We start from the raw sequence: 17552 nt of genomic DNA on the forward strand, positions 1-17552 counted from the left end.
CCTGCCCGGCCATGTACCTGCGCCGCCCGCCCTCCGCCCCGCTGCGGCCCTTCGTCGAGTGCCTCTGGGCCTCCGACGGGTCCGGCGCCGCCCCGCCCGAGAGGGCGCGCGAGCTGGTGCTGCCGACCGGCTCCCTGCACCTCGTCTTCCGGCTCGGCGGCGAGCCGCTGCGGGTGTTCCGCGACCCGGGCGACAGCCTCGGCGAGAGCGTCGGCTGCGCCCTGGTCGGCGGCGCCCGCGCGGCGCCCTACCTCAAAGACCTGTCGCGGCCGGCGCCCAGCGTCGGCGCCCTGCTCCGGCCCGGCGCCGCGGCGGCGCTGCTCGGCGTCCCCGCCGGCCCGCTGTCCCACGCCCACACGCCGCTCGCGCTGCTGTGGGGCGAGGCGGCGGTCGCGGAGATCGGCGAGCGCCTCGCCGCAAGGCCGACGCCCGCCGCGCGCCTCGCGCTCTTCGAGGCGCTGCTGCTCGCCCGCCTGGCGCCGCTGCGCCGGCTCGACGCGCTGGTCGCCGAGGCGCTGGCCGGCTTCCGCGGCCTGCGGCCGGTCGGGCGGGTGGCGCGCGAGGCCGGCGTCAGCGAGCGCCACCTCTCCCGCCGCTTCGGCGAGGCGGTCGGCCTGTCGCCGCGCAGCTGGTGCCGGGTGCGGCGCTTCGGCCTCGCCCTGGAGCGCCTGGCGGCGACGCCGGGCCTGGCGCTGGCGGAGCTAGCGGCGGCCGAGGGCTACGCCGACCAAGCCCACCTGACCCGCGAGTTCCAGGCCCTGGCCGGCCTGACGCCGGGCGCCTACCGCCGCGCCGCCCCGGCCGAGACCCGCCACGTGCCGCTGCAAGCCCCCGCTCCTGACGGAGGAGCTTGAGGCGGGCCCGAGTCCGATTCCTTCAAGACGGGCGGCCTGGCTCCGGGCCAGGATCGCGCCGCCATCACAGGAGGAGGCCAGCCATGGCGATCCACGAAGTCTACGTCTACCTGCGCGCCCGCAACGCCGAGAAGGCCGTCGCCTTCTACAAGGCGGCCTTCGGCGCGACCGAAAAGTTCCGCCTGGTCGAGCCGGGCGGCCGCATCGGCCACGTCGAGCTGCTGTTCGGCGAGGCCATCGTGATGCTCTCCGACGAGTTCCCCGAGATGGGCTGCCACGCCCCCGACCCCGAGGCGCCGAGCGGCTTCGTCATCCACCTGCACGTCGACGACGCCGACGCCATGATCGCCCAGGCCGTCGAGGCCGGCGCCAGGCTGCTGCGCGCGCCGCAGGACCATTTCTACGGCGAGCGCTCGGGCACCCTGCGCGACCCCTTCGGCTACGACTGGTTGATCGGCCACGCCATCGAGCAGGTCTCGCCCGAGGAGATGCAGCGCCGCTACGACGCGACGGCGGCCGGGTGAGGCGCCCCGCTGGGTGACGCGCCCCGGGCGGCTTGAGGTCTAGCGCAGCACCTCCAGCCCCGCGTCGACGGCGATCGCCTGCCCGCTGATCGTGGCGCCCAGCGGGCTGCAGAGGTAGAGGATCTGGTTGGCGATGTCCTGCTGGCTGACGAAGCAGCGCAGCGAGGCGTTGGCGATCTTCTCGGCGCGCATCTCGGCCTCGGGGATGCCGCGCTGGGCGGCCTTGGCGGCGATCACGCGGTCGATGCGCTCGCCGGCGACGGCGCCCGGGCAGACCGCGTTGACCCGGATGCCCTCGGGGCCGAGCTCGATGGCCAGCGACTTGGAGAAGCCGACGACCGCCCACTTGCTGGCGGCATAAGGCGTGCGCAGCGGGAAGCCGAAACGGCCGGCCGCGGAGGAGAGGTTGACGATGCTGCCGCCGCCGGCGCGGCGCAGCAGCGGCACGGCGCGGCGCACGCAGAAGAACTGGCCGTCGAGGTTGACCGCCTGGGTGCGGCGCCAGTCCTCGTCGGAGATCTCCTCGACCGGCAGGGTCGGACCGGCGACCCCGGCGTTGTTGACCAGCACGTCGAGGCCGCCGAGCGAGGCCTCGGCCGCCTCGAAGAGCGCGTCGACCTGGGCCGGGTCTGAGACGTCGCAGCGCGTCGTCCCGGCCGCAGGCAGGGCGTCCGAGATCGCCGCCAGAGCCGTCTCGTCGAGGTCGCAGAGGTGCACCCTGGCGCCGTTGGCCAGGAAGCTCTCGACCGCGGCCCGGCCGATCCCCGAGGCCCCCGCCGTGACCAGCACCCGCAACCCCGTCAGGTCGACGCTCAGCCGCTCGCTCATTCCGGTTCTCCTTCTACCATTTCACGCGCGGCGCCAACGGTAGCGGGCGGCGCGCGGCTTCACCATATGCAGCGCAGACTGGGCAGGGAGGAAGCGACGCATGACCGACAGCGACCACAGCCGAGACGCCGCCGTGGCGGCGGCCGAGCGCAAGGGCCTGCCGCCCGAGGCCCGGCCGACCGCCGCCCTGGTCGCGGAGATCCGCGAGGGCCTCGACCTCGAGGACCGCGCCTCGGTCGCCGAGTTCGGCGAGCACGCCCAGCGCGCGGTCGCCGAGTTCGCCGACGGCGTGCTGCGCGAGACCCTGAACAAGGACGCCGGCCCGATCGGCGAGCTGCTCGCGGACATGCTGGCCAAGGTCCAGGGCCTGGCCCCCGACCGGCTCAAGGAGCAGGGCCTGGTCGAGAAGCTGTTCGGCGGCACCCGGCGCAAGGTCGTGCGCTTCAAGGAGCAGTTCGGCACGGTCGCCGCCCAGGTCGACCGAATCGCCATCGCGCTCGACCGCCAGCGCGACGGCCTGCGCCGCGACGTCGCCATGCTCGACCAGTTCTACGTCCGCAACCTGGAGCACCTGCGCCAGCTCGAGGCGCACATCGAGGCGGGCGAGCGCTGCGCCGCCGACTACGAGGCGACGGAGCTGCCCAAGCTCGAGGCGGCGGCGCGCCAGGCCGAGGGCGCCGAGTCGCACCTGGCGGCCCAGCGCCTGGCCGACGCCCGCCAGGCGGTCGAGCGCTTCCAGCGCCGGCTCCACGACCTGAAGCTGAGCCGCGCCGTGGCGCAGCAGAGCCTGCCGCAGATCCGGCTGATCCAGGGCGGCAACGAGACCCTGGTCGACAAGCTGCAGTCCTCGATCTCGACGACCATCCCGACCTGGAAGAACCAGATGACCATCGCCCTGGCGCTGCACCGCCAGGAGAGCGCGCTGAGCCTGGACCGCGAGGTCGCCGACGCGACCAACGCCATGCTGCGCAAGAACGCCGAGATGCTGAAGACCGGCTCGCTGGAGCTGGAGCGCCAGGCGCAGCGCGGCGTCGTCGACGTCGAGACGCTGCAGGAGACCAACCGCAAGCTGGTCGAGACGATCTCGGGCGTGCTCGAGATCCAGCGCGGCGGCAACGCCCGGCGCCGCGAGGCCGAGCAGCAGCTGCGGCGCATCGAGGCCGACCTCAAGCAGGCCCTGACCGCCGCCGCCGAAGGGCGGCCGCCGGAAACCCCGAAGGCCGAGACGGCGGGCGGCGGCGCGCCCGGCCCCGCCTCGGGCGGCTGAGCCATGGCGATCGAGCCCTCGGGCTGGATCCGCAACCGCGGCCTGGTCGCCGGCCTCGGCGCCCTGCTGCTGGCCCTGCTCTCGACGGCGGTGGCGCCGCTCTGGGCGGCCCTGCCGGTCGGCGTCGCCGGCTACTTCGGCCTGCGCTGGTACTTCTCGCCGCGCGGCCTCTTCACCGGCATCGCGCGCAGCGAGCGGCCGCGCGTCGAGCTGGTCCGCGAGGTCCTGGGCGCCGCCGCCCACGACCTGGCGGCCCTGGTCGCGGCCGGCGAGCGCATCGGGGACCGGCCCGTCGCCGACCGTCTGGTCGCGGCGCGACTCAAGCGCATGGCCGTCGCCTGCAACGAGGTCTGCCGCCAGCTCGAGCGCCGGCCCCAGCGCCTGCTCCAGGTCCAGCGCCTGCTGACCTTCTACCTGCCCTCGGCCCGGCGCCTCGCCGAGAGCTACGAGGTGCTCGAGCGCCGGCCGGGCGGCGCCGGCGCCGAGACGCGGCAGATGCTGGAGCGCCTGGAGACCCTCTTCGCCGACTATGCCCGGCGGCTCGACGAGCCGCAGCAGGACGCGCTCGACGTCGAGCTGCGCCTGCTCGAGCAGACCCTCGAGGAGGAGCGCGCAGGGTCCCCGGCAAGAGTCGCGCCCCGGTGAGAATCGAGTTCCTCAACAAGGTGCTGCGGAACGAATTGACCGCGATCAACCAGTATTTCCTGCACTCCCGCATGCTGCAGGACTGGGGCGGCTCGGAGCTCGCTCGGCACGAGTACGAGGAATCCATCGACGAGATGAAGCACGCCGACGCGCTGGTCCAGCGGGTGCTGTTCCTGGAGGGCCTACCGAACCTGCAGGATCTGGAGCACGTCGACTACCTGGAAACCCAGTTCAGCCTGATCGAGAGGATGGGCATCGAGCACTCCATCCACCTGCAGACCAAGGCCAACGCCAGCCAGGCCCTGGAGGACTGAGCCGGTCGGAGCGACCGTGGGATCGGCCCGGCCTGTGACACCGCTCCAAAATCCGCTTCGTCCCGAGCCTGTCGAGGGGCGTGGCGGCGCCGCTTCCTAGGCGGCGCGGGCGCGGCCGGGGCGCTTGAAGCGCTCCTCGGCAAGGCGGTCGGCGGCGGTCGAGGTGGCGATGCCCTCGCGCTCGGCGCGGCCGAAGATCTCCAGGGCGGTCTCGTGGATGCGGTCGATGTGGGCCATGGCCGCGGCGCGCTCGAAGCGCGGGCCGCGCCGGCCGGCCTCGTAGGCGATGACGATGATGCCGCCGGCGTTGATCAGGTAGTCCGGCGCATAGAGCACGCCGCGACGGCGCAGCAGCTCGCCGTGGCGCGGCTCGGCGAGCTGGTTGTTGGCGGCCCCGGCGACGACCTTGGCGCGCAGCGCGCCGATCGTCTCGTCGTTCAGGATGCCGCCCAAAGCGCAGGGCGCCAGCACGTCGCAGTCGGCGGCCAGGATCGCGGCCGGGTCCGCCGGCTCGGCGCCGAAGCGCGCGACCGCGGCCTCGACCCGCGCCTGCTCGAGGTCGGCGACGATCAGCTTCGCGCCGGCCTCGGCCAGATGCTCGCAGAGCCCCTGGCCGACATGACCCAGTCCCTGAACCGCGACCCGCAAGCCCTTGAGATCGTTGCGGCCGAGGCGGTGGGTCACCGCGGCCTGGAGGCCGCGGAAGACGCCGTAGGCCGTGTAGGGCGAGGGATCGCCGACCTGGCCCTTGGCGACGCCGGCGACGTGGCCGGTCTCCCGGCCGACCAGCTCCAGGTCCGGGACCGAGGTGCCGACGTCCTCGGCCGCGGTGTAGAGACCGCCGAGCCCCTCGACGGCGCGCCCGAAGGCACGGAACAGCGCCTCGGCGCGTCGCGGCTCGCGGCGCAGCGCCCGGGCGTCGCCGAGGATCACCGACTTGCCGCCGCCGAGCGACAGCCCGGCCAGGGCCGACTTGTAGGTCATGCCGCGCGAGAGGCGCAGCACGTCGGTCAGGGCCTCCTCGTCTCCGGCGTAGGGCCACAGGCGGCAGCCGCCGAGCGCCGGACCCAGGGTGGTGTCGTGGACGGCGATGATCGCCTTGAGGCCGCTGGCGGCCTCCTGGACGAAGACGACCCGCTCGTGGCCGTCGAACTCGGGATGGGAAAAGACCGTCATGACGTGGCGAACCTCCGCAGCTGCGCGTTCCGGCTGTCGCGAGCCGAGGGGGCCGCGAGCCGAGGGGCCGTCTTGCCGGCTCTTGCCTGTCGCTGGGCTCGCAGGGGGGCCCCCGTCGAGGGGGCCGCTATCCCCTTGAAGGTGAGGCGCGCGCCGGCGCGGCGCAACGCCGCAGGCGGGCGGCGCTGGAAAAAGCAGTCATCTGAGCCCGATACCGCTCCGGCCGCCAGAAAGGCCGGTCCGGGCGGCCGCGAGAGAAAGATTGTTGCTCGCGCCGCGGCCGGTGCCGAGGGCCTCGGCGCCTCAGAAGCGCAGGGACAGGCTGAGGGCGCCGAAGCTGGAGCCGCCGCCCTGCCCCTCGAACTCCTCGGTGCGCAGCACGTGGGTGTAGCTGAGCCGCACGTCGCGCCAGGTGAGCGCGACGCCGAGCTGCAGGTCGCCGACGAAGGGCTGCTTGTCGACGCTGCGGCTGTCCCGGAAGCTGTTGCCGTCCAGGAAGATGTTGCGGACGACGGCGCGGCCCTCGAGGCCGGCGAAGAGGTACCAGCCGAAGCTCCTGCTGGGCGAGAAGAAGCCGGAGCCCGGCAGGCTCGGCTGGATGCGCGGGACGCCGTAGTCGAGCGGCAGGTCCTGCCCGAAGCGGAAGGTCGCGCCGGCGTTGGCGTAGGTGAAGACGTTGCCGAGCGCGCCGCCGGCGTGGGGCGTGACGTCGAAGGTGAAGCCGGAGTGCGTCCGCGAGACCAGGCTGCGCCAGGAGCGCTGGTAGGTCAGCACGACTCCGGGCTCGTTGCCGAGCTGGCTGTCCCAGCCGCGGGGCTCCTCGGAGCCCGTGATCGAATGGACGAACTTCTGCGTGTCGTCGGCGAAGGAGGCCGGCCCGACGACGCCGAGCGCCAGCTCCAGCTGGTCGAGCCGCTGGCCGGTCTCGACGACGACGCCGGCCGAGCCGTAGAGCCAGCCGGCGTAGGGGCGGTCGTCGGGCGGCGGGTTCACGAGCCCGACGTCGTTCGGGGTGTACATGTTCTGGCCAAGCGCGAAGCTGGTCCTGACGCTGCCGCCGTCCGGGAAGAAGGGCAGCCAGCGGGCGGCGCGCACCACCAGCCCCGGCGTTTCCCGCGGGCTAGACAGCCAGGACAGGCGCACGCCGTTGGTATAGTGCCGGTCGGTCCTGGCGAAGAGGTCGTTCTCGACCACCAGGCTGAGCGTGCCGCCGTCCTCGGCGGCGGCCGGCGCCAGCGGCCAGAGCGCGAGCGCCGCCGCGAGGAGGAGCAGCCGTGCCCTTGCCTGGCCCCTTCTCGCCCGATTGGGCTCCGGCGGCTGGGCGCCGAATCGCTCCGTCATGCGCCCCCCGCCCATCAAGTGAGCCGGCCGGTCAGGGCGTCCTCGAACAGGCGGCGCAGGGGTGCCGCCTCGAGGGGGATCGGGTTGGTCGACGCGGTCGGGTCCTCAAGCGCCATGGCGACGATCTCCTCGGCGCGGGAGTCGTCGACGCCGAGCTCGGCCAGGGTGTGGGGAATTCCCAGCTCCTCGCGGAAGCGAAGCACCCAGTCGAGCAGTGCCGGGAAGCCGGGCGAGCCGAGGCCGAGCCAAGCGGCCAGGCGCTGGCACTTGCCCTCGATGGCGGTGCGGTTGAACTGCAGCACGTAGGGCATGAAGACGGCGTTGGTCAGGCCGTGGTGGCTGTCGTAGAGGGCGCCGACCGGATGCGACAGGGAGTGGATCGCGCCCAGGCCCTTCTGGAAGGCGGTCGAGCCCATCGAGGCGGCGGCCAGCATGTAGGCGCGCGCCTCGAGGTCGCGGCCCTCGTGGACGGCGCGCGGCAGCCAGTCCTTGACCAGGCGCATGCCCTCGACGGCGATGCCCTCGCAGAGCGGCTGGAAGCCCGGCGCGCAGTAGGCCTCCAGGCAGTGCGCCAGGGCGTCCATGCCGGTCGCCGCGGTCAGCTTCGGCGGCAGGCCGACGGTCAGCTCCGGGTCGGAGATCACCAGCCCGGGCAGCATCTTCGGGTGGAAGACGATCTTCTTGACGTGGTCGCGCTCGTCCAGGATGACGCCGGCGCGGCCGGTCTCGGAGCCGGTGCCGGCGGTCGTCGGCACCGCCAGGATCGGTGCGATGGCCGATTCCTCGACCAGCTTCCAGTTGGCGCCGCGGTCCTCGAAGTCCGACCAGGGCCGGCTCTGCCGGGCGGCCAGGGCGATGGTCTTGCCGGCGTCGAGCGCCGAGCCGCCGCCGAAGGCGATGACGCCGTCGTGGTCGCCGGCCTTGAAGGCGGCGATGCCGGCCTCGACGTTGGCGCCCGTCGGGTTGCCCTTGACCTCGGCGAAGAGGGCGACGCCGAGGCCCTCGGCGCGGCAAGCCTCCAGCGCCTCGGCGATCATCGGCAGCGCCGCCAGCCCGGGGTCGGTCACCAGCAGCGGCCGCGCCATGCCCAGGGAGCGGCAGCCGGCGGGCAGGCTGCGGATGCGGCCGGCGCCGAACAGCACCTGGGTCGGGAAGCTCCAGTTCGACTTCAGCTCGGCGGCGTCGCCCATGCGGGTTGTCTCCAGTCAGGTTCGGCGGGTCGCGGCGGATGTCCGGCCGGCTTCTAGACGGAGGCGGACCGCGATTCCAGCGGTAACTTGGACCGACTCGCCGGAGGCCCGGCGCGAGGGAGCGCTTGCATGGTTCGACAAGCTCACCATGAAGCGACGGGGGCGATGGTGCGGCTTCTCCGTCTCCTTCGGCAGGCGCGTGGGAAGGCCGGCGCGAGGGTCGCGTTTCATGGTGAGCTTGTCGAACCACGAAGCGCGAGTTGCGCGGACCTCGGGCCTCGGCAGGTCGCTGCCGGCGGAGGCGGCGCGCTGGCATGGTTCGCCCTTCGACAAGCTCAGGGTGAAGGGCTCACCATGAAGCGACGGGGTCGCCGGTGCGGCGGCTCCCCCTCCTTCGGCGCTCGCGGAGGAGGGCCGGCGCGAGGTTCGCGCTTCATGGTGAGCTTGTCGAACCACGAAGCGCGAGTTGCGCGGACCTCGGGCCTCAGCAGGTCGCGGGCGGTATCGCGGTCGCGCTCGCATGGTTCGACAGGCTCACCATGAAGCGACGGGGACGCCGGTGCGGCTTCGCCATCTCCTTCGACGGTCCGGAGGATGACCGGCGAAAAGGTCGCGCTTCATGGCGAGCCCTTCACCCTGAGCTTGTCGAAGGGCGAACCACGAAGCGCGATCTGCGTACCGCCCCCTCAAGCCGCGTCCCAGGCGGGCGCCCAGGACGGTTCGACGAGGCGCCGGCGGCCCCGTCCCAGGGCGGCGATCGCGGCCATCTCGGCCGCCTCCAGGCTGAAGTCGAAGATCGCGAGGTTGGCCTCGGCGTGGCGGCGGCTGCCGGCCTTGGGGATCGCGGCGACGTTGCGCTGCTGGACCAGCCAGCGCAGCGCGACCTGCTCGGGCGACTTGCCGTGGGCCTCGGCAATCCGGCCGATGGTGGCGTCGCGGGCGACCGCACCGCGGGCCAGCGGCGCGTAGGCGGTCAGCACCATGTCGCGCTCGTCCAGGGCCGCGCGCAGGTCGTCCTGACTGAGGAAGGGGTGGTACTCGACCTGGTTGGCCAGCAGCTCGACGCCGGCGCCGTCGGCCTCGGCGAGCTGGGCCACGGTGAAGTTCGAGACGCCGAGGTGGCGGACCCGCCCGGCCCGGCGCTGCTCCGCCATGGCGGCCAGGGTCTCGAGGTGAGAGACCTCCTCGCTCGGCCAGTGGATCAGCAGCAGGTCGAGGTAGTCGGTGCCGAGCCGCTCCAGGGACTCGGCCAGTGCGCCCGGGACGAGGTCCGGCGCCAGGCGGTCCATCCACAGCTTGCTGGTGATCCAGAGGTCCTCGCGCGCCAGGCCGGCGTCGCGCAGCCCCTGGCCGATCTCGGCCTCGTTGCCGTAGGCCTGGGCGGTGTCGATGTGGCGGTAGCCGAGCTCCAGGGCGACCGGGATCATCTCGCGGCAGGTCGCGCCGCGCAGCTCCCAGGTGCCGAAGCCGAGGGCCGGCAGCCGCGCGCCCTTCGTCTCGATCTCGATCATCGCGCTTCTCCTCCTTCGCGTCCCTCTCCTGCCCGCGCGGCCAACCTAGCAGGTCGCCGGCGCGGCTTTGAAGAAGGCGCGTGCGAAGTCGCCGAACAGCGCCGCCCGCCGCGTCGGGCGCGCCGCCGCGACGCGCGCCAGCACGAGCGCCAGGCCTGGCGGCGGGCCGGCCAGGGGGCGCTGGACCAGGCGGCTGCCGTCGTAGGCGCGCTCCGAGACCGGCCGGACGTTGAGCAGGCCGTAGCCGAAGCCGTTGCCGACCAGGGCGCGCAGCAGCTCGTAGGAGGCGGTGCGCTGCACGACGCGCGGCTCCAGGCCCTGAGCCAGGAACAGCGAGCGGAAGTACTCGCGGCTGTGCGGCAGGTCGAGCAGCACCATCGGCCGCTCGGCCAGCTCGGCCAGCTCCAGCTCGGCGCGGCCGGCCAGGGGATCCTCGGCGGCCAGCAGCACGTAGGGCGGCAGCTCGGCGAGGCGCTCGGCCTCGAGCCGGCGGTCGAGGTCGAGCTCGTAGAGCAGCGCCAGCTCGACCCGCCCCGACAGCAGGTCGCCCTGCAGCGAGTCGAGGGTGCCCTCCCGGAAGGCCAGCTCGATGCCCGGCTGCGCCGCCTGGAAGTCCCGGAGCAGGCGCGGCAGGTAGAGCGGCGCCAGGGTCGAGAAGCAGCCGAGCGCCAGGCTGCCGGTCGCGCCCTCGCCCAGGCTGCGCGCCGCCTCGCCGAGCTCGCCGGCGTGCTCCAGGAGGCCGCGCGCGCCAGCCAGGAAGACCCGGCCCGCCTCGGTCGCCGCCAGGCCCTGGGCCGGATGGCGCAGGAAGAAGGTCGTGCCGGCGCTCGCCTCGAGCCCGGCGATGGCCGCCGAGATCGCCGGCTGCGAGATGCCGAGCCGCTGGGCGGCCGCGGCGATGCTGCCGGCCTCGGCCGCGGCACAGAAGTAGCGAAGCTGGCGCAGGGTGAAGTTCATCGGCTTTTCCGAGGTACATCCCAGGTTAATGATAATTTACCGATGGGCGCGCGCGGCGCTACCCTGCAATCGATTCCGATCCGCAATTGCCCCTCCGCGACCCGGGAGACGCCGATGCCGCCGTGCGCCGAGGCCGCCCGCACCGCCTTCCTGGCCGCCATGGCCCAGGCCGCCACGGCGGTCAGCGTCGTCGCCACCGAGGGGCCGGCGGGCCGGCGCGGCACCACCGTCTCGGCGCTCTCCTCTGTCTCCGCCGAGCCGCCCCTGCTGCTGGTCTGCCTGCACCACCTGAGCCCGACCTGCGCCGCCATCGAGACCAACCGCTCCTTCACCGTGAACCTGCTGGCCGAGCACCAGTCGGCGATCTCCGACGTTTTCGCCGGCCGCGGCCTCGGCGCGGGCCAGGACAAGTTCGCGACCGGCGGCTGGCGGCGCGGCGACGACGGGGCGCTCAGGCTCGAGGGCGCCGCCGCGACCTTCCACTGCGCGCTGGAAGCGGCCCACGCCCACGGCACGCACCGCATCTTCGTCGGCCGGGTCCTGGAGAGCGCGCCGGGGGCCGAGCGTCCCCTGCTCTACCAGGCGCGCGGCTACCGCCGCCTGGCGCCCTGCGCGCCGGCCTCCGTGTGACGGCGGCCTCCGCTTGAACCGGCGCCACCTCAACAAGCCTTCCGGGAGAAGCCTGCCATGATCCGCACCGGCGAGGAGTACCGCGCCTCGATCCGCGACGACCGCGAGGTCTGGATCGACGGCGCGCGCGTCGGCGACGTCGCCGCCCACCCCTCCTTCAAGCCGATCGTCGACGTGCGCGCGCGGATCTACGACCTGGCCCACGAGCCGGCGACGGCCGAGATCATGTCCTACGTCGACCCCGGCACCAACGAGGCCAACGCCGTCGGCCTCAAGCTGCCGGAGAGCCAGCAGGACTGGTGGGACAAGCGCCGGGCCGTCGACACGGTGCTCGAGGACATCGGCGGGGTGGTCATCCGGGTCGGCGACGAGACGGTCGGCGAGATGTGGTCGCTCTACGACGGCCAGGACGTGCTCAACGAGGTCGACCCGCAGTTCGCCCGCAACATCGAGGCCCACATCAAGAAGGCGCTGCACGGCGACCCCTTCCACGTCTCGGCCAACACCGATCCCAAGGGCGACCGCTCGAAGCGGCCCCAGGAGCAGGACCCGGACATGCTGCTCCACCTGGTCAAGGAGACCGACGCCGGCATCGTCGTGCGCGGCGCCAAGTTCGAGACGGCGGCGGCCTACGCCAACCAGGCCTTCGTCAAGCCGACCATCGCCAACTGGGGCGACGCGGCGCTGTCCGACTACGCGCTCGGCTTCGTCTGCGACATGGGTGCGCCGGGCGTCCGGCACATCTGCCGGACCGGCTTCGCCGGGCGGCGGCCGGCGGCCGACTATCCCCTGGCCAACCGCTTCGACGAGGTCGACACCCTGGTCATCTTCGACGACGTGCTGGTGCCCTGGGAGAATGTGCTGTTCTACCGCCACACCCGCGCCGCGACCTTCATCCGCGGCACCCTGCACCGCTACTCCGCCTTCCCCTTCGTGCAGCGCATCGAGAAGATCGCCGACATGCTGATCGGCGCGGCGCTCTTCAACGTGCGCCAGACCGGCCTCGACAAGCAGCAGGCGGTCCAGGAGAAGCTGGCGCAGCTGGCCTGCTACCGCGAGACCATCAACGCCCACTTGACCGCCTCGATCGCGCTCGCCGAGAAGAGCCCGGCGGGCCTGCTGATGCCGAACCAGTCGCTGCTCTACACCGGCCGCGTCCATGCCTGCTCGAAGCTGCCGGAGATGCTGCACATCGCGCGCGAGCTGTGCGGCGGCCAGATCTGCGTGACCCCGGACCAGGCGACCTTCGAGGCGCCGGAGATCGCGCACTGGCTGACCAAATACTACAGCGTCAACGAGGACTGGGTCGCCGAGGATCGGCGCAAGCTCCTGGCCTTCGCCCGCGACCTGATCAACAGCGACTACGCCGGCCATCGCGTCACCTTCGAGCTCTTCGCCCAGGCGCCGCCCTTCGCGCACCTGGCCGCCGTCTACCGCAGCTTCGACTTCGACGGCCCGCTCGACTTCGTGCGCAAGGCCGCCGGGCTGTCGGACAAGGTCATGGGCGGGAAGAAGCCGAACTGAGGGTGCGCAGCTCCCGTCACCCCTCACCCTCCCGCTTCGCGGGCCCCTCCCTCTCCCCAAAGGGGCGAGGGCAATGGACAGCGCCCTTGTCTTCCCTCGCCCCTTTGGGGAGAGGGAGGGGCCCACGCGAAAGCGTGGGAGGGTGAGGGGAAAGGGCACCGACATGGACCTCTACGAGGCGACGGCCGAGGAGGTCGAGGGCGAAAACCGCTTCGACCTCGCGGTGATGACCGGCCACGCCTTCCAGGTGCTGCTCGAGGACGCGGCCATCGCCGCGACGCTGGCGGCCGTCCGCCGCCTGCTGCGCCCGGGCGGCCGCTTCGCCTTCGAGAGCCGCAATCCGGCCTTCCGCAGCTACGAGCGCTGGACGCCGGCCGAGAGCGCCGAGACCCACCGCCTGCCCGACGGCGAGCTGGTCGAGATCCACAACGACGTGACGCCCCTGGTCGAGGAGCGGCTGACCTACGAGACCCACTTCCACTTCCCGGCCGAGGGCACGCGCTTCGTCGCCCGCAACCGGCTGCGCTTCGCACCGCGGCCGACGATCGCCCGCCTGCTCGCCGGCGCCGGCTTCGATCCGGTATCCTGGCACGGCGACTGGCAGGGCGGGCCCTTCGCCGAGACCTCGCGCGAGATCGTCGCGGTCGCCACCGCCCGCTAGAAACGAGAAGAGGACAGCCGAGACCATGGTGCCGATCCAGCGCATCCGCCGCTTCAACACCCGCGACACCTATCCCGGCCAGGAGCTCGACAACGACCTCTCCCAGGCCGTGGTCGCCGGCTCGACGGTCTACCTGCGCGGCCAGGTCGGCAGCGACCTCCGGACCGGCGAGACGGTCGGGGTCGGCGATGCCGGCGCCCAGGCCGAGCAGGCCATGCGCAACGTCGAGCAGCTGCTCGGCGAGTGCGGCGCGACCCCGATGGACGTGGTCAAGATCGTCGTCTACATCGTCCGGCGCGAGGACCGCCCGGCGGTCTACCGGGCGGTCGGCCGGGCGCTGAAGGGCGTCTTCCCGGTCTCGACCGGCCTGATCGTCGCCGGCCTCGCCAAGGAGGACTGGCTGATGGAGATCGACGTCACCGCGGTCCGGCGGTACGAAGCCGGCAAGCCGTGAGCGGCCGCCGGGCCAGCGGGCGCCGGGCGAGCGGGCGCCGGGGCAGCGGGCGCCGGCCTACCGGGAGGGACCGAGGATGACTTTTTCGCTTACCGCGCGCTGCCGGCGCACCGGCCAGCTCGGCGTCGTCGTGACCTCCTCCTCGATGGCCGTGGCGGCGCGCTGCGCCTTCGCCCGCGCCGAGGTCGGGGCGGTCGCGACGCAGAACGTCACAGACCCCCGGCTCGGGCCCAAGGGCCTCGACTTCCTGGCCGCCGGCATGCCGGCCCAGGCGGCGATGAACGCCCTGCTGGCGACCCAGGCCCATCCCGACTTCCGCCAGCTCGCCCTGGTCGACGACCAGGGCGCCACGGCCTGGCACAGCGGCCCGCGGGCGCTCGGCCGCGTCGCCGTGGCGCTCGGCGAGGGCTGCGTCGCCGCCGGCAACCTGCTGGCCGACGAGGCGGTGCCGGCGGCCCTGGTGCGCGCCTTCGAGGAGAGCGCCGACCAGCCGCTCGGCGAGCGCCTGCTGCGCGCGCTGGAGGCCGGCCTCGCCGCCGGCGGCGAGGAGGGCCCGGTGCACTCGGCCGGCCTCGTCGTCGCCGCCGAGCAGGCCTGGCCCTGGGCCGACCTGCGCGTCGACTGGCACGACGAGCCGGACGGCGCGATCCCGGCCCTGCGCCGGCTCTGGGACGCCTGGTCGCCCCAGGCCGACTCCTACGTCACCCGCGCCCTCGACCCGACCGCCGCGCCTTCCTTCGGCGTCCCCGGCGACAGGTAGCGGCGGCTTCCCCGCTCCGTCGTCCCCACTTTTGTTCGTCATCCCCGCGCTTCTTTTTCGTCATCCCCGCGAAGGCGGGGATCCATAGGGACTCGCCTTCGCGCTCGCCTGCCAACCGTCGGCACAGGCGGGCCTCTCCCCATGGATTCCCGCCTTCGCGGGAATGACGAAGAAGGGGCGGAATGGCGAGGGCGGGGGACGACGAAGAATGGGAGAGAGCCGACCCAGCCGGCCTCAGTGCGCCGCCGGGTCCTTGGGGGTCAGGTCGCGCTGGGTGCCGATCAGGGAGTCGCGGGTGACCAGGGCGGCGAGCGCGGCCTCGTCCAGGCTCTCGGTGCCGGGCGGCCGCTGGGGCAGGACCATGTAGCGCAGCTCGGCGGTGGAATCGTGGACCCGGACCTCCACGGAGTCCGGCAGGGCGACGCCGAACTCGGCGAGCACCGTGCGCGGCTCGCGGACGATGCGGGCGCGGTAGTTCTTCGACTTGTACCAGGCCGGCGACTGGCCCAGGAGCGCGCGCGGGTAGCAGGAGCAGAGCGTGCAGACGACGACGTTGTGCAGCCGCTCGTCGTTCTCCAGCACGGTGAACTCGAGCGGCGAGAGGTCGTAGCCGAGCTCCTTGATGGCCTCGGCGCCGTCGGCCAGCAGGCGCTCCCGGAAAGCCGGGTCGGACCAGGCCCGCGCGGCGATGCGCGCGCCGTTGCCCGGGTTCGCGCCGGCCATCCTCTGGATCGTCGCCCGCTCCTCCTCGGCCGTGTAGAGGCCGCGCTCGAGCAGCAGGCGGCGCAGCGCGACGCCGATCAGGGCGGCGTCGCTGGTCGGCTCCGAGAGGTCGGGCTGGAAGGTCCGGGCGTGGTCGTGCCCGTGCCCCTCGTCGTGCCCGTGGCCGTGGTCGTGCCCGTGCCCGTGGTCATGCCCGTGGGCATGGCCAGGCTCATGGCCGTGGGGGGCGCTCGGGTCGCTGGTCATTCAACCGGCTCCAGCCAGGGTTCGAAGATCTCGAGGTCGAGCGTGTCGCCGGGCTGGCCCGCGTAGCCCTCCCAGAGCTGCTCCTGGGCGAGGCGCACGCGGTAGAGCCGCCGGAAGGGCCGGCCGTCGCCGCGGATGTAGGCCTCGGGCAGGCCGTGCTCGCTGCAGACGCGCACGATGCGCCCGACCCGGCCCTTGGCGTAGCTCGGCACCCGGTGGTGGACCGGCGGCGTGCGCGGCGCGATGCGCACGCTCTGGCCGACGGCGTAGCGCGGCTCCCCCTGAGTCTTCATCGGGGCGCCGTCATCGGTCCGGCGCCGCCGCCTGGGGCGGGCTCGTACCGGCGGAGCGGTCGGCCTTCAGCGCCTCGACCGTGGCCCGCAGCTCGGCCTCCTCGATCACGCCCTTGTCGATCAGGGCGTAGGCGACGGCGGCGGCCCAGCGCTCGTAGTAGCTCAGGCGCTCGTAGTCCTCGGGCTGCAGCTTCTCGATGCCGTCGCGCAGCTCGGCAAAGTCGCTGAGCACGCCCTTGCCGACCAGCAGCCGGACCATGGCGTCGACCTGCCACTCCCACTGCGCGGTGTCGTGCTCGCTGCGGTCGACCGGGCCGGCGGCCCGGCCGCCGACGTCGTGCGGCCCCCAGCAGGGGAGCGCGTCTTGCGAGGATTCTTGTGGTGCTTCGCTCATGACGGCGAGTGTACGACGCCCGGCGCCGCTGTCCAGCGCGATACCAACACGATAACGGCCAGCGCGATGTCCCGGCGCCGCCGGGACTTGCGGGGCCCCCGCCACCCTGCTGTTATCGCGCCCCCGAGACCCAGGCGCCGGAAAGGAGCATCCCCTTGGCCCCAGAGAAGCAACAGGCGAGCAAGCAGGAGAGCCAGCCCGCCAAGGCCGCGCGCAAGGTCATCATCACCTGCGCCGTGACCGGCTCGATCCATACGCCGAGCATGACCCCCTACCTGCCGATCACGCCCGGGGAGATCGCCGAGGCCTCGGTCGGCGCCGCCGAGGCCGGCGCCTCGATCATCCACCTGCATGCCCGTGATCCCGAGACCGGCAAGCCGACGCCCGATCCCAAGGTCTTCATGGAGTTCCTGCCGCGCATCAAGCAGGCCTGCGACGCGGTGGTGAACATCACCACCGGCGGCGGCCACGGCATGAGCCTGGACGACCGCCTGGCGGCGCCGCTGATGGCCTCGCCGGAGATGACCTCGCTCAACATGGGCTCGATGAACTTCGGACTGTTCCCGATCCTCGACAAGATGAAGGACTTCCAGCACGACTGGGAGCCGGCCTACCTGGAGGCCAGCCGCGACTTCATCTTCCGAAACACTTTCAAGGACATCGAAAGCATTCTTAAGCGCCTGGGACAGGACCACGGCACGCGCTTCGAGTTCGAGTGCTACGACGTCGGCCACCTCTACAACCTGGCCCACTTCCTCGACCGCGGCCTGGTCGAGCCGCCGCTGTTCGTGCAGACGATCTTCGGCATCCTGGGCGGCATCGGCGCCGACCCGGAGAACCTGATGCACATGCGCCGGATCGCCGACAAGCTGTTCGGCAGCGACTACCAGTGGTCGATCCTGGCCGCCGGGCGCCACCAGATGCCCTTCTGCTCGATGGGCGCGACCATGGGCGCCAACGTCCGGGTCGGCCTGGAGGACTCGATCTACCTCGCCAAGGGCAAGCTGGCCGAGACCAACGCCGCCCAGGTCCGCAAGATCCGCGGCATCCTGGAGGAGCTGTCCCTGGAAATCGCGACCCCGGCCGAGGCGCGCGCCATGCTCCAGCTCAAGGGCGGCGACCGCGTGGCCTTCTAGGCGGCGGCCGCACGGCCCCGGTGCTGCCCGTGCTCCCGTCATCGCCCCTTCCCCGTCATCCCCGTGAAAACGCACTGCTGTCCGGGATTTTTTCTGAGGGGAGTAGTGCACGGCAGACGCCGCC

General features: G+C 72.9%; 20 protein-coding genes. 11 read left to right on the top strand and 9 right to left on the bottom strand.

Annotation, left to right across the window (positions count from 1 at the left end):
- Window positions 1-11: 11 nt before the first annotated feature.
- Window positions 12-854: a helix-turn-helix domain-containing protein gene (locus WD341_RS04015; protein ID WP_368424134.1), complete on the top strand. Its 843-nt coding sequence runs from the start codon at window positions 12-14 to the stop codon at window positions 852-854.
- A gap of 83 nt (window positions 855-937) precedes the next feature.
- On the top strand, window positions 938-1378 hold the full coding sequence (locus WD341_RS04020; RefSeq protein WP_368424135.1) for a VOC family protein: 441 nt from the start codon (window positions 938-940) through the stop codon (window positions 1376-1378).
- Window positions 1379-1417: 39 nt separating this feature from the next.
- On the opposite strand, the gene WD341_RS04025 is transcribed toward WD341_RS04020, so the two are convergent.
- Window positions 1418-2206, bottom strand: coding sequence for an SDR family oxidoreductase (locus WD341_RS04025; protein ID WP_368424136.1), 789 nt, complete (start codon window positions 2204-2206; stop codon window positions 1418-1420).
- Between the two features lie 100 nt (window positions 2207-2306).
- Here WD341_RS04025 and WD341_RS04030 point away from each other — a divergent pair, with 100 nt between their 5' ends.
- The 3 genes from WD341_RS04030 to WD341_RS04040 are packed head-to-tail and all read left to right on the top strand — an operon-like array spanning window position 2307 to window position 4432.
- Window positions 2307-3473, top strand: coding sequence for a toxic anion resistance protein (locus tag WD341_RS04030; protein WP_368424137.1), 1167 nt, complete (start codon window positions 2307-2309; stop codon window positions 3471-3473).
- A 3-nt stretch (window positions 3474-3476) separates the two neighbouring features.
- Window positions 3477-4118, top strand: a complete 642-nt coding sequence (locus tag WD341_RS04035) for a 5-bromo-4-chloroindolyl phosphate hydrolysis family protein (RefSeq protein WP_368424138.1) — start codon at window positions 3477-3479, stop codon at window positions 4116-4118.
- Window positions 4115-4432, top strand: coding sequence for a ferritin-like domain-containing protein (locus tag WD341_RS04040; RefSeq protein WP_368424139.1), 318 nt, complete (start codon window positions 4115-4117; stop codon window positions 4430-4432). The genes WD341_RS04035 and WD341_RS04040 overlap by 4 nt, the downstream gene beginning before the upstream one ends.
- 96 nt (window positions 4433-4528) lie before the next feature.
- Here the strand turns inward: WD341_RS04040 and WD341_RS04045 are convergent, their stop codons facing one another.
- The 5 genes from WD341_RS04045 to WD341_RS04065 all read right to left on the bottom strand — a co-directional run bounded on the left by WD341_RS04045 (window position 4529) and on the right by WD341_RS04065 (window position 10607).
- Entirely contained in the window at window positions 4529-5608 is a 1080-nt protein-coding gene (locus WD341_RS04045; protein ID WP_368424140.1) for a Glu/Leu/Phe/Val dehydrogenase dimerization domain-containing protein, read from the bottom strand.
- 303 nt (window positions 5609-5911) lie between these two features.
- Window positions 5912-6949, bottom strand: coding sequence for a lipid A deacylase LpxR family protein (locus WD341_RS04050; protein WP_368424141.1), 1038 nt, complete (start codon window positions 6947-6949; stop codon window positions 5912-5914).
- Window positions 6950-6963: 14 nt separating this feature from the next.
- Window positions 6964-8139, bottom strand: coding sequence for an iron-containing alcohol dehydrogenase (locus WD341_RS04055; RefSeq protein WP_368424142.1), 1176 nt, complete (start codon window positions 8137-8139; stop codon window positions 6964-6966).
- Window positions 8140-8825: 686 nt separating this feature from the next.
- Window positions 8826-9650 (bottom strand): aldo/keto reductase, encoded by an 825-nt coding sequence (locus WD341_RS04060; protein ID WP_368424143.1) that lies wholly within the window; start codon window positions 9648-9650, stop codon window positions 8826-8828.
- Between the two features lie 45 nt (window positions 9651-9695).
- Window positions 9696-10607, bottom strand: coding sequence for a LysR substrate-binding domain-containing protein (locus WD341_RS04065; RefSeq protein ID WP_368424144.1), 912 nt, complete (start codon window positions 10605-10607; stop codon window positions 9696-9698).
- Between the two features lie 114 nt (window positions 10608-10721).
- Between WD341_RS04065 and WD341_RS04070 the strand changes: the two genes are divergently transcribed.
- From WD341_RS04070 to WD341_RS04090, 5 genes are all read left to right on the top strand, one after another.
- Complete coding sequence (locus tag WD341_RS04070) at window positions 10722-11237, top strand: flavin reductase family protein (RefSeq protein WP_368424145.1); 516 nt, start codon at window positions 10722-10724, stop codon at window positions 11235-11237.
- A 57-nt stretch (window positions 11238-11294) separates the two neighbouring features.
- On the top strand, window positions 11295-12761 hold the full coding sequence (locus WD341_RS04075) for a 4-hydroxyphenylacetate 3-hydroxylase family protein (RefSeq protein ID WP_368424146.1): 1467 nt from the start codon (window positions 11295-11297) through the stop codon (window positions 12759-12761).
- Window positions 12762-12924: 163 nt separating this feature from the next.
- On the top strand, window positions 12925-13422 hold the full coding sequence (locus WD341_RS04080; RefSeq protein WP_368424147.1) for a hypothetical protein: 498 nt from the start codon (window positions 12925-12927) through the stop codon (window positions 13420-13422).
- Between the two features lie 28 nt (window positions 13423-13450).
- On the top strand, window positions 13451-13876 hold the full coding sequence (locus tag WD341_RS04085; protein WP_368424154.1) for a RidA family protein: 426 nt from the start codon (window positions 13451-13453) through the stop codon (window positions 13874-13876).
- A 76-nt stretch (window positions 13877-13952) separates the two neighbouring features.
- The gene (locus WD341_RS04090) at window positions 13953-14636 is read left to right on the top strand and encodes a DUF1028 domain-containing protein (RefSeq protein ID WP_368424148.1); all 684 of its coding nucleotides are present in this window, start codon (window positions 13953-13955) and stop codon (window positions 14634-14636) included.
- A 234-nt stretch (window positions 14637-14870) separates the two neighbouring features.
- On the opposite strand, the gene WD341_RS04095 is transcribed toward WD341_RS04090, so the two are convergent.
- The 3 genes from WD341_RS04095 to WD341_RS04105 are packed head-to-tail and all read right to left on the bottom strand — an operon-like array spanning window position 14871 to window position 16292.
- Window positions 14871-15605, bottom strand: a complete 735-nt coding sequence (locus tag WD341_RS04095) for a nitrile hydratase subunit alpha (protein ID WP_368424149.1) — start codon at window positions 15603-15605, stop codon at window positions 14871-14873.
- Complete coding sequence (locus WD341_RS04100) at window positions 15602-15898, bottom strand: SH3-like domain-containing protein (RefSeq protein WP_368424150.1); 297 nt, start codon at window positions 15896-15898, stop codon at window positions 15602-15604. The genes WD341_RS04095 and WD341_RS04100 overlap by 4 nt, the downstream gene beginning before the upstream one ends.
- 10 nt (window positions 15899-15908) lie before the next feature.
- Window positions 15909-16292: a nitrile hydratase gene (locus WD341_RS04105; protein WP_368424151.1), complete on the bottom strand. Its 384-nt coding sequence runs from the start codon at window positions 16290-16292 to the stop codon at window positions 15909-15911.
- A 155-nt stretch (window positions 16293-16447) separates the two neighbouring features.
- Between WD341_RS04105 and WD341_RS04110 the strand changes: the two genes are divergently transcribed.
- Window positions 16448-17428 carry a 3-keto-5-aminohexanoate cleavage protein gene (locus WD341_RS04110; RefSeq protein ID WP_368424152.1) on the top strand — a complete coding sequence of 327 codons (981 nt, stop codon included), beginning with the start codon at window positions 16448-16450 and terminating at the stop codon, window positions 17426-17428.
- Window positions 17429-17552: the final 124 nt, after the last annotated feature.

It is taken from the genome of Tistlia sp. (assembly GCF_040905785.1).
Taxonomy (GTDB): Bacteria; Pseudomonadota; Alphaproteobacteria; order Kiloniellales; family DSM-21159; genus Tistlia.

Bases quoted from the DNA above. Each gene is read 5' to 3' on its own strand.
- WD341_RS04095 (WP_368424149.1), bottom strand. From the start codon at position 15,605: ATGACCAGCGACCCGAGCGCCCCCCACGGCCATGAGCCTGGCCATGCC.
- WD341_RS04060 (WP_368424143.1), bottom strand. From the start codon at position 9,650: ATGATCGAGATCGAGACGAAGGGCGCGCGGCTGCCGGCCCTCGGCTTC.
- WD341_RS04100 (WP_368424150.1), bottom strand. From the start codon at position 15,898: ATGAAGACTCAGGGGGAGCCGCGCTACGCCGTCGGCCAGAGCGTGCGC.
- WD341_RS04050 (WP_368424141.1), bottom strand. From the start codon at position 6,949: ATGACGGAGCGATTCGGCGCCCAGCCGCCGGAGCCCAATCGGGCGAGA.
- WD341_RS04090 (WP_368424148.1), top strand. From the start codon at position 13,953: ATGACTTTTTCGCTTACCGCGCGCTGCCGGCGCACCGGCCAGCTCGGC.
- WD341_RS04070 (WP_368424145.1), top strand. From the start codon at position 10,722: ATGCCGCCGTGCGCCGAGGCCGCCCGCACCGCCTTCCTGGCCGCCATG.
- WD341_RS04025 (WP_368424136.1), bottom strand. From the start codon at position 2,206: ATGAGCGAGCGGCTGAGCGTCGACCTGACGGGGTTGCGGGTGCTGGTC.
- WD341_RS04030 (WP_368424137.1), top strand. From the start codon at position 2,307: ATGACCGACAGCGACCACAGCCGAGACGCCGCCGTGGCGGCGGCCGAG.
- WD341_RS04065 (WP_368424144.1), bottom strand. From the start codon at position 10,607: ATGAACTTCACCCTGCGCCAGCTTCGCTACTTCTGTGCCGCGGCCGAG.
- WD341_RS04035 (WP_368424138.1), top strand. From the start codon at position 3,477: ATGGCGATCGAGCCCTCGGGCTGGATCCGCAACCGCGGCCTGGTCGCC.
- WD341_RS04020 (WP_368424135.1), top strand. From the start codon at position 938: ATGGCGATCCACGAAGTCTACGTCTACCTGCGCGCCCGCAACGCCGAG.
- WD341_RS04055 (WP_368424142.1), bottom strand. From the start codon at position 8,139: ATGGGCGACGCCGCCGAGCTGAAGTCGAACTGGAGCTTCCCGACCCAG.
- WD341_RS04075 (WP_368424146.1), top strand. From the start codon at position 11,295: ATGATCCGCACCGGCGAGGAGTACCGCGCCTCGATCCGCGACGACCGC.
- WD341_RS04080 (WP_368424147.1), top strand. From the start codon at position 12,925: ATGGACCTCTACGAGGCGACGGCCGAGGAGGTCGAGGGCGAAAACCGC.
- WD341_RS04105 (WP_368424151.1), bottom strand. From the start codon at position 16,292: ATGAGCGAAGCACCACAAGAATCCTCGCAAGACGCGCTCCCCTGCTGG.
- WD341_RS04015 (WP_368424134.1), top strand. From the start codon at position 12: ATGTACCTGCGCCGCCCGCCCTCCGCCCCGCTGCGGCCCTTCGTCGAG.
- WD341_RS04045 (WP_368424140.1), bottom strand. From the start codon at position 5,608: ATGACGGTCTTTTCCCATCCCGAGTTCGACGGCCACGAGCGGGTCGTC.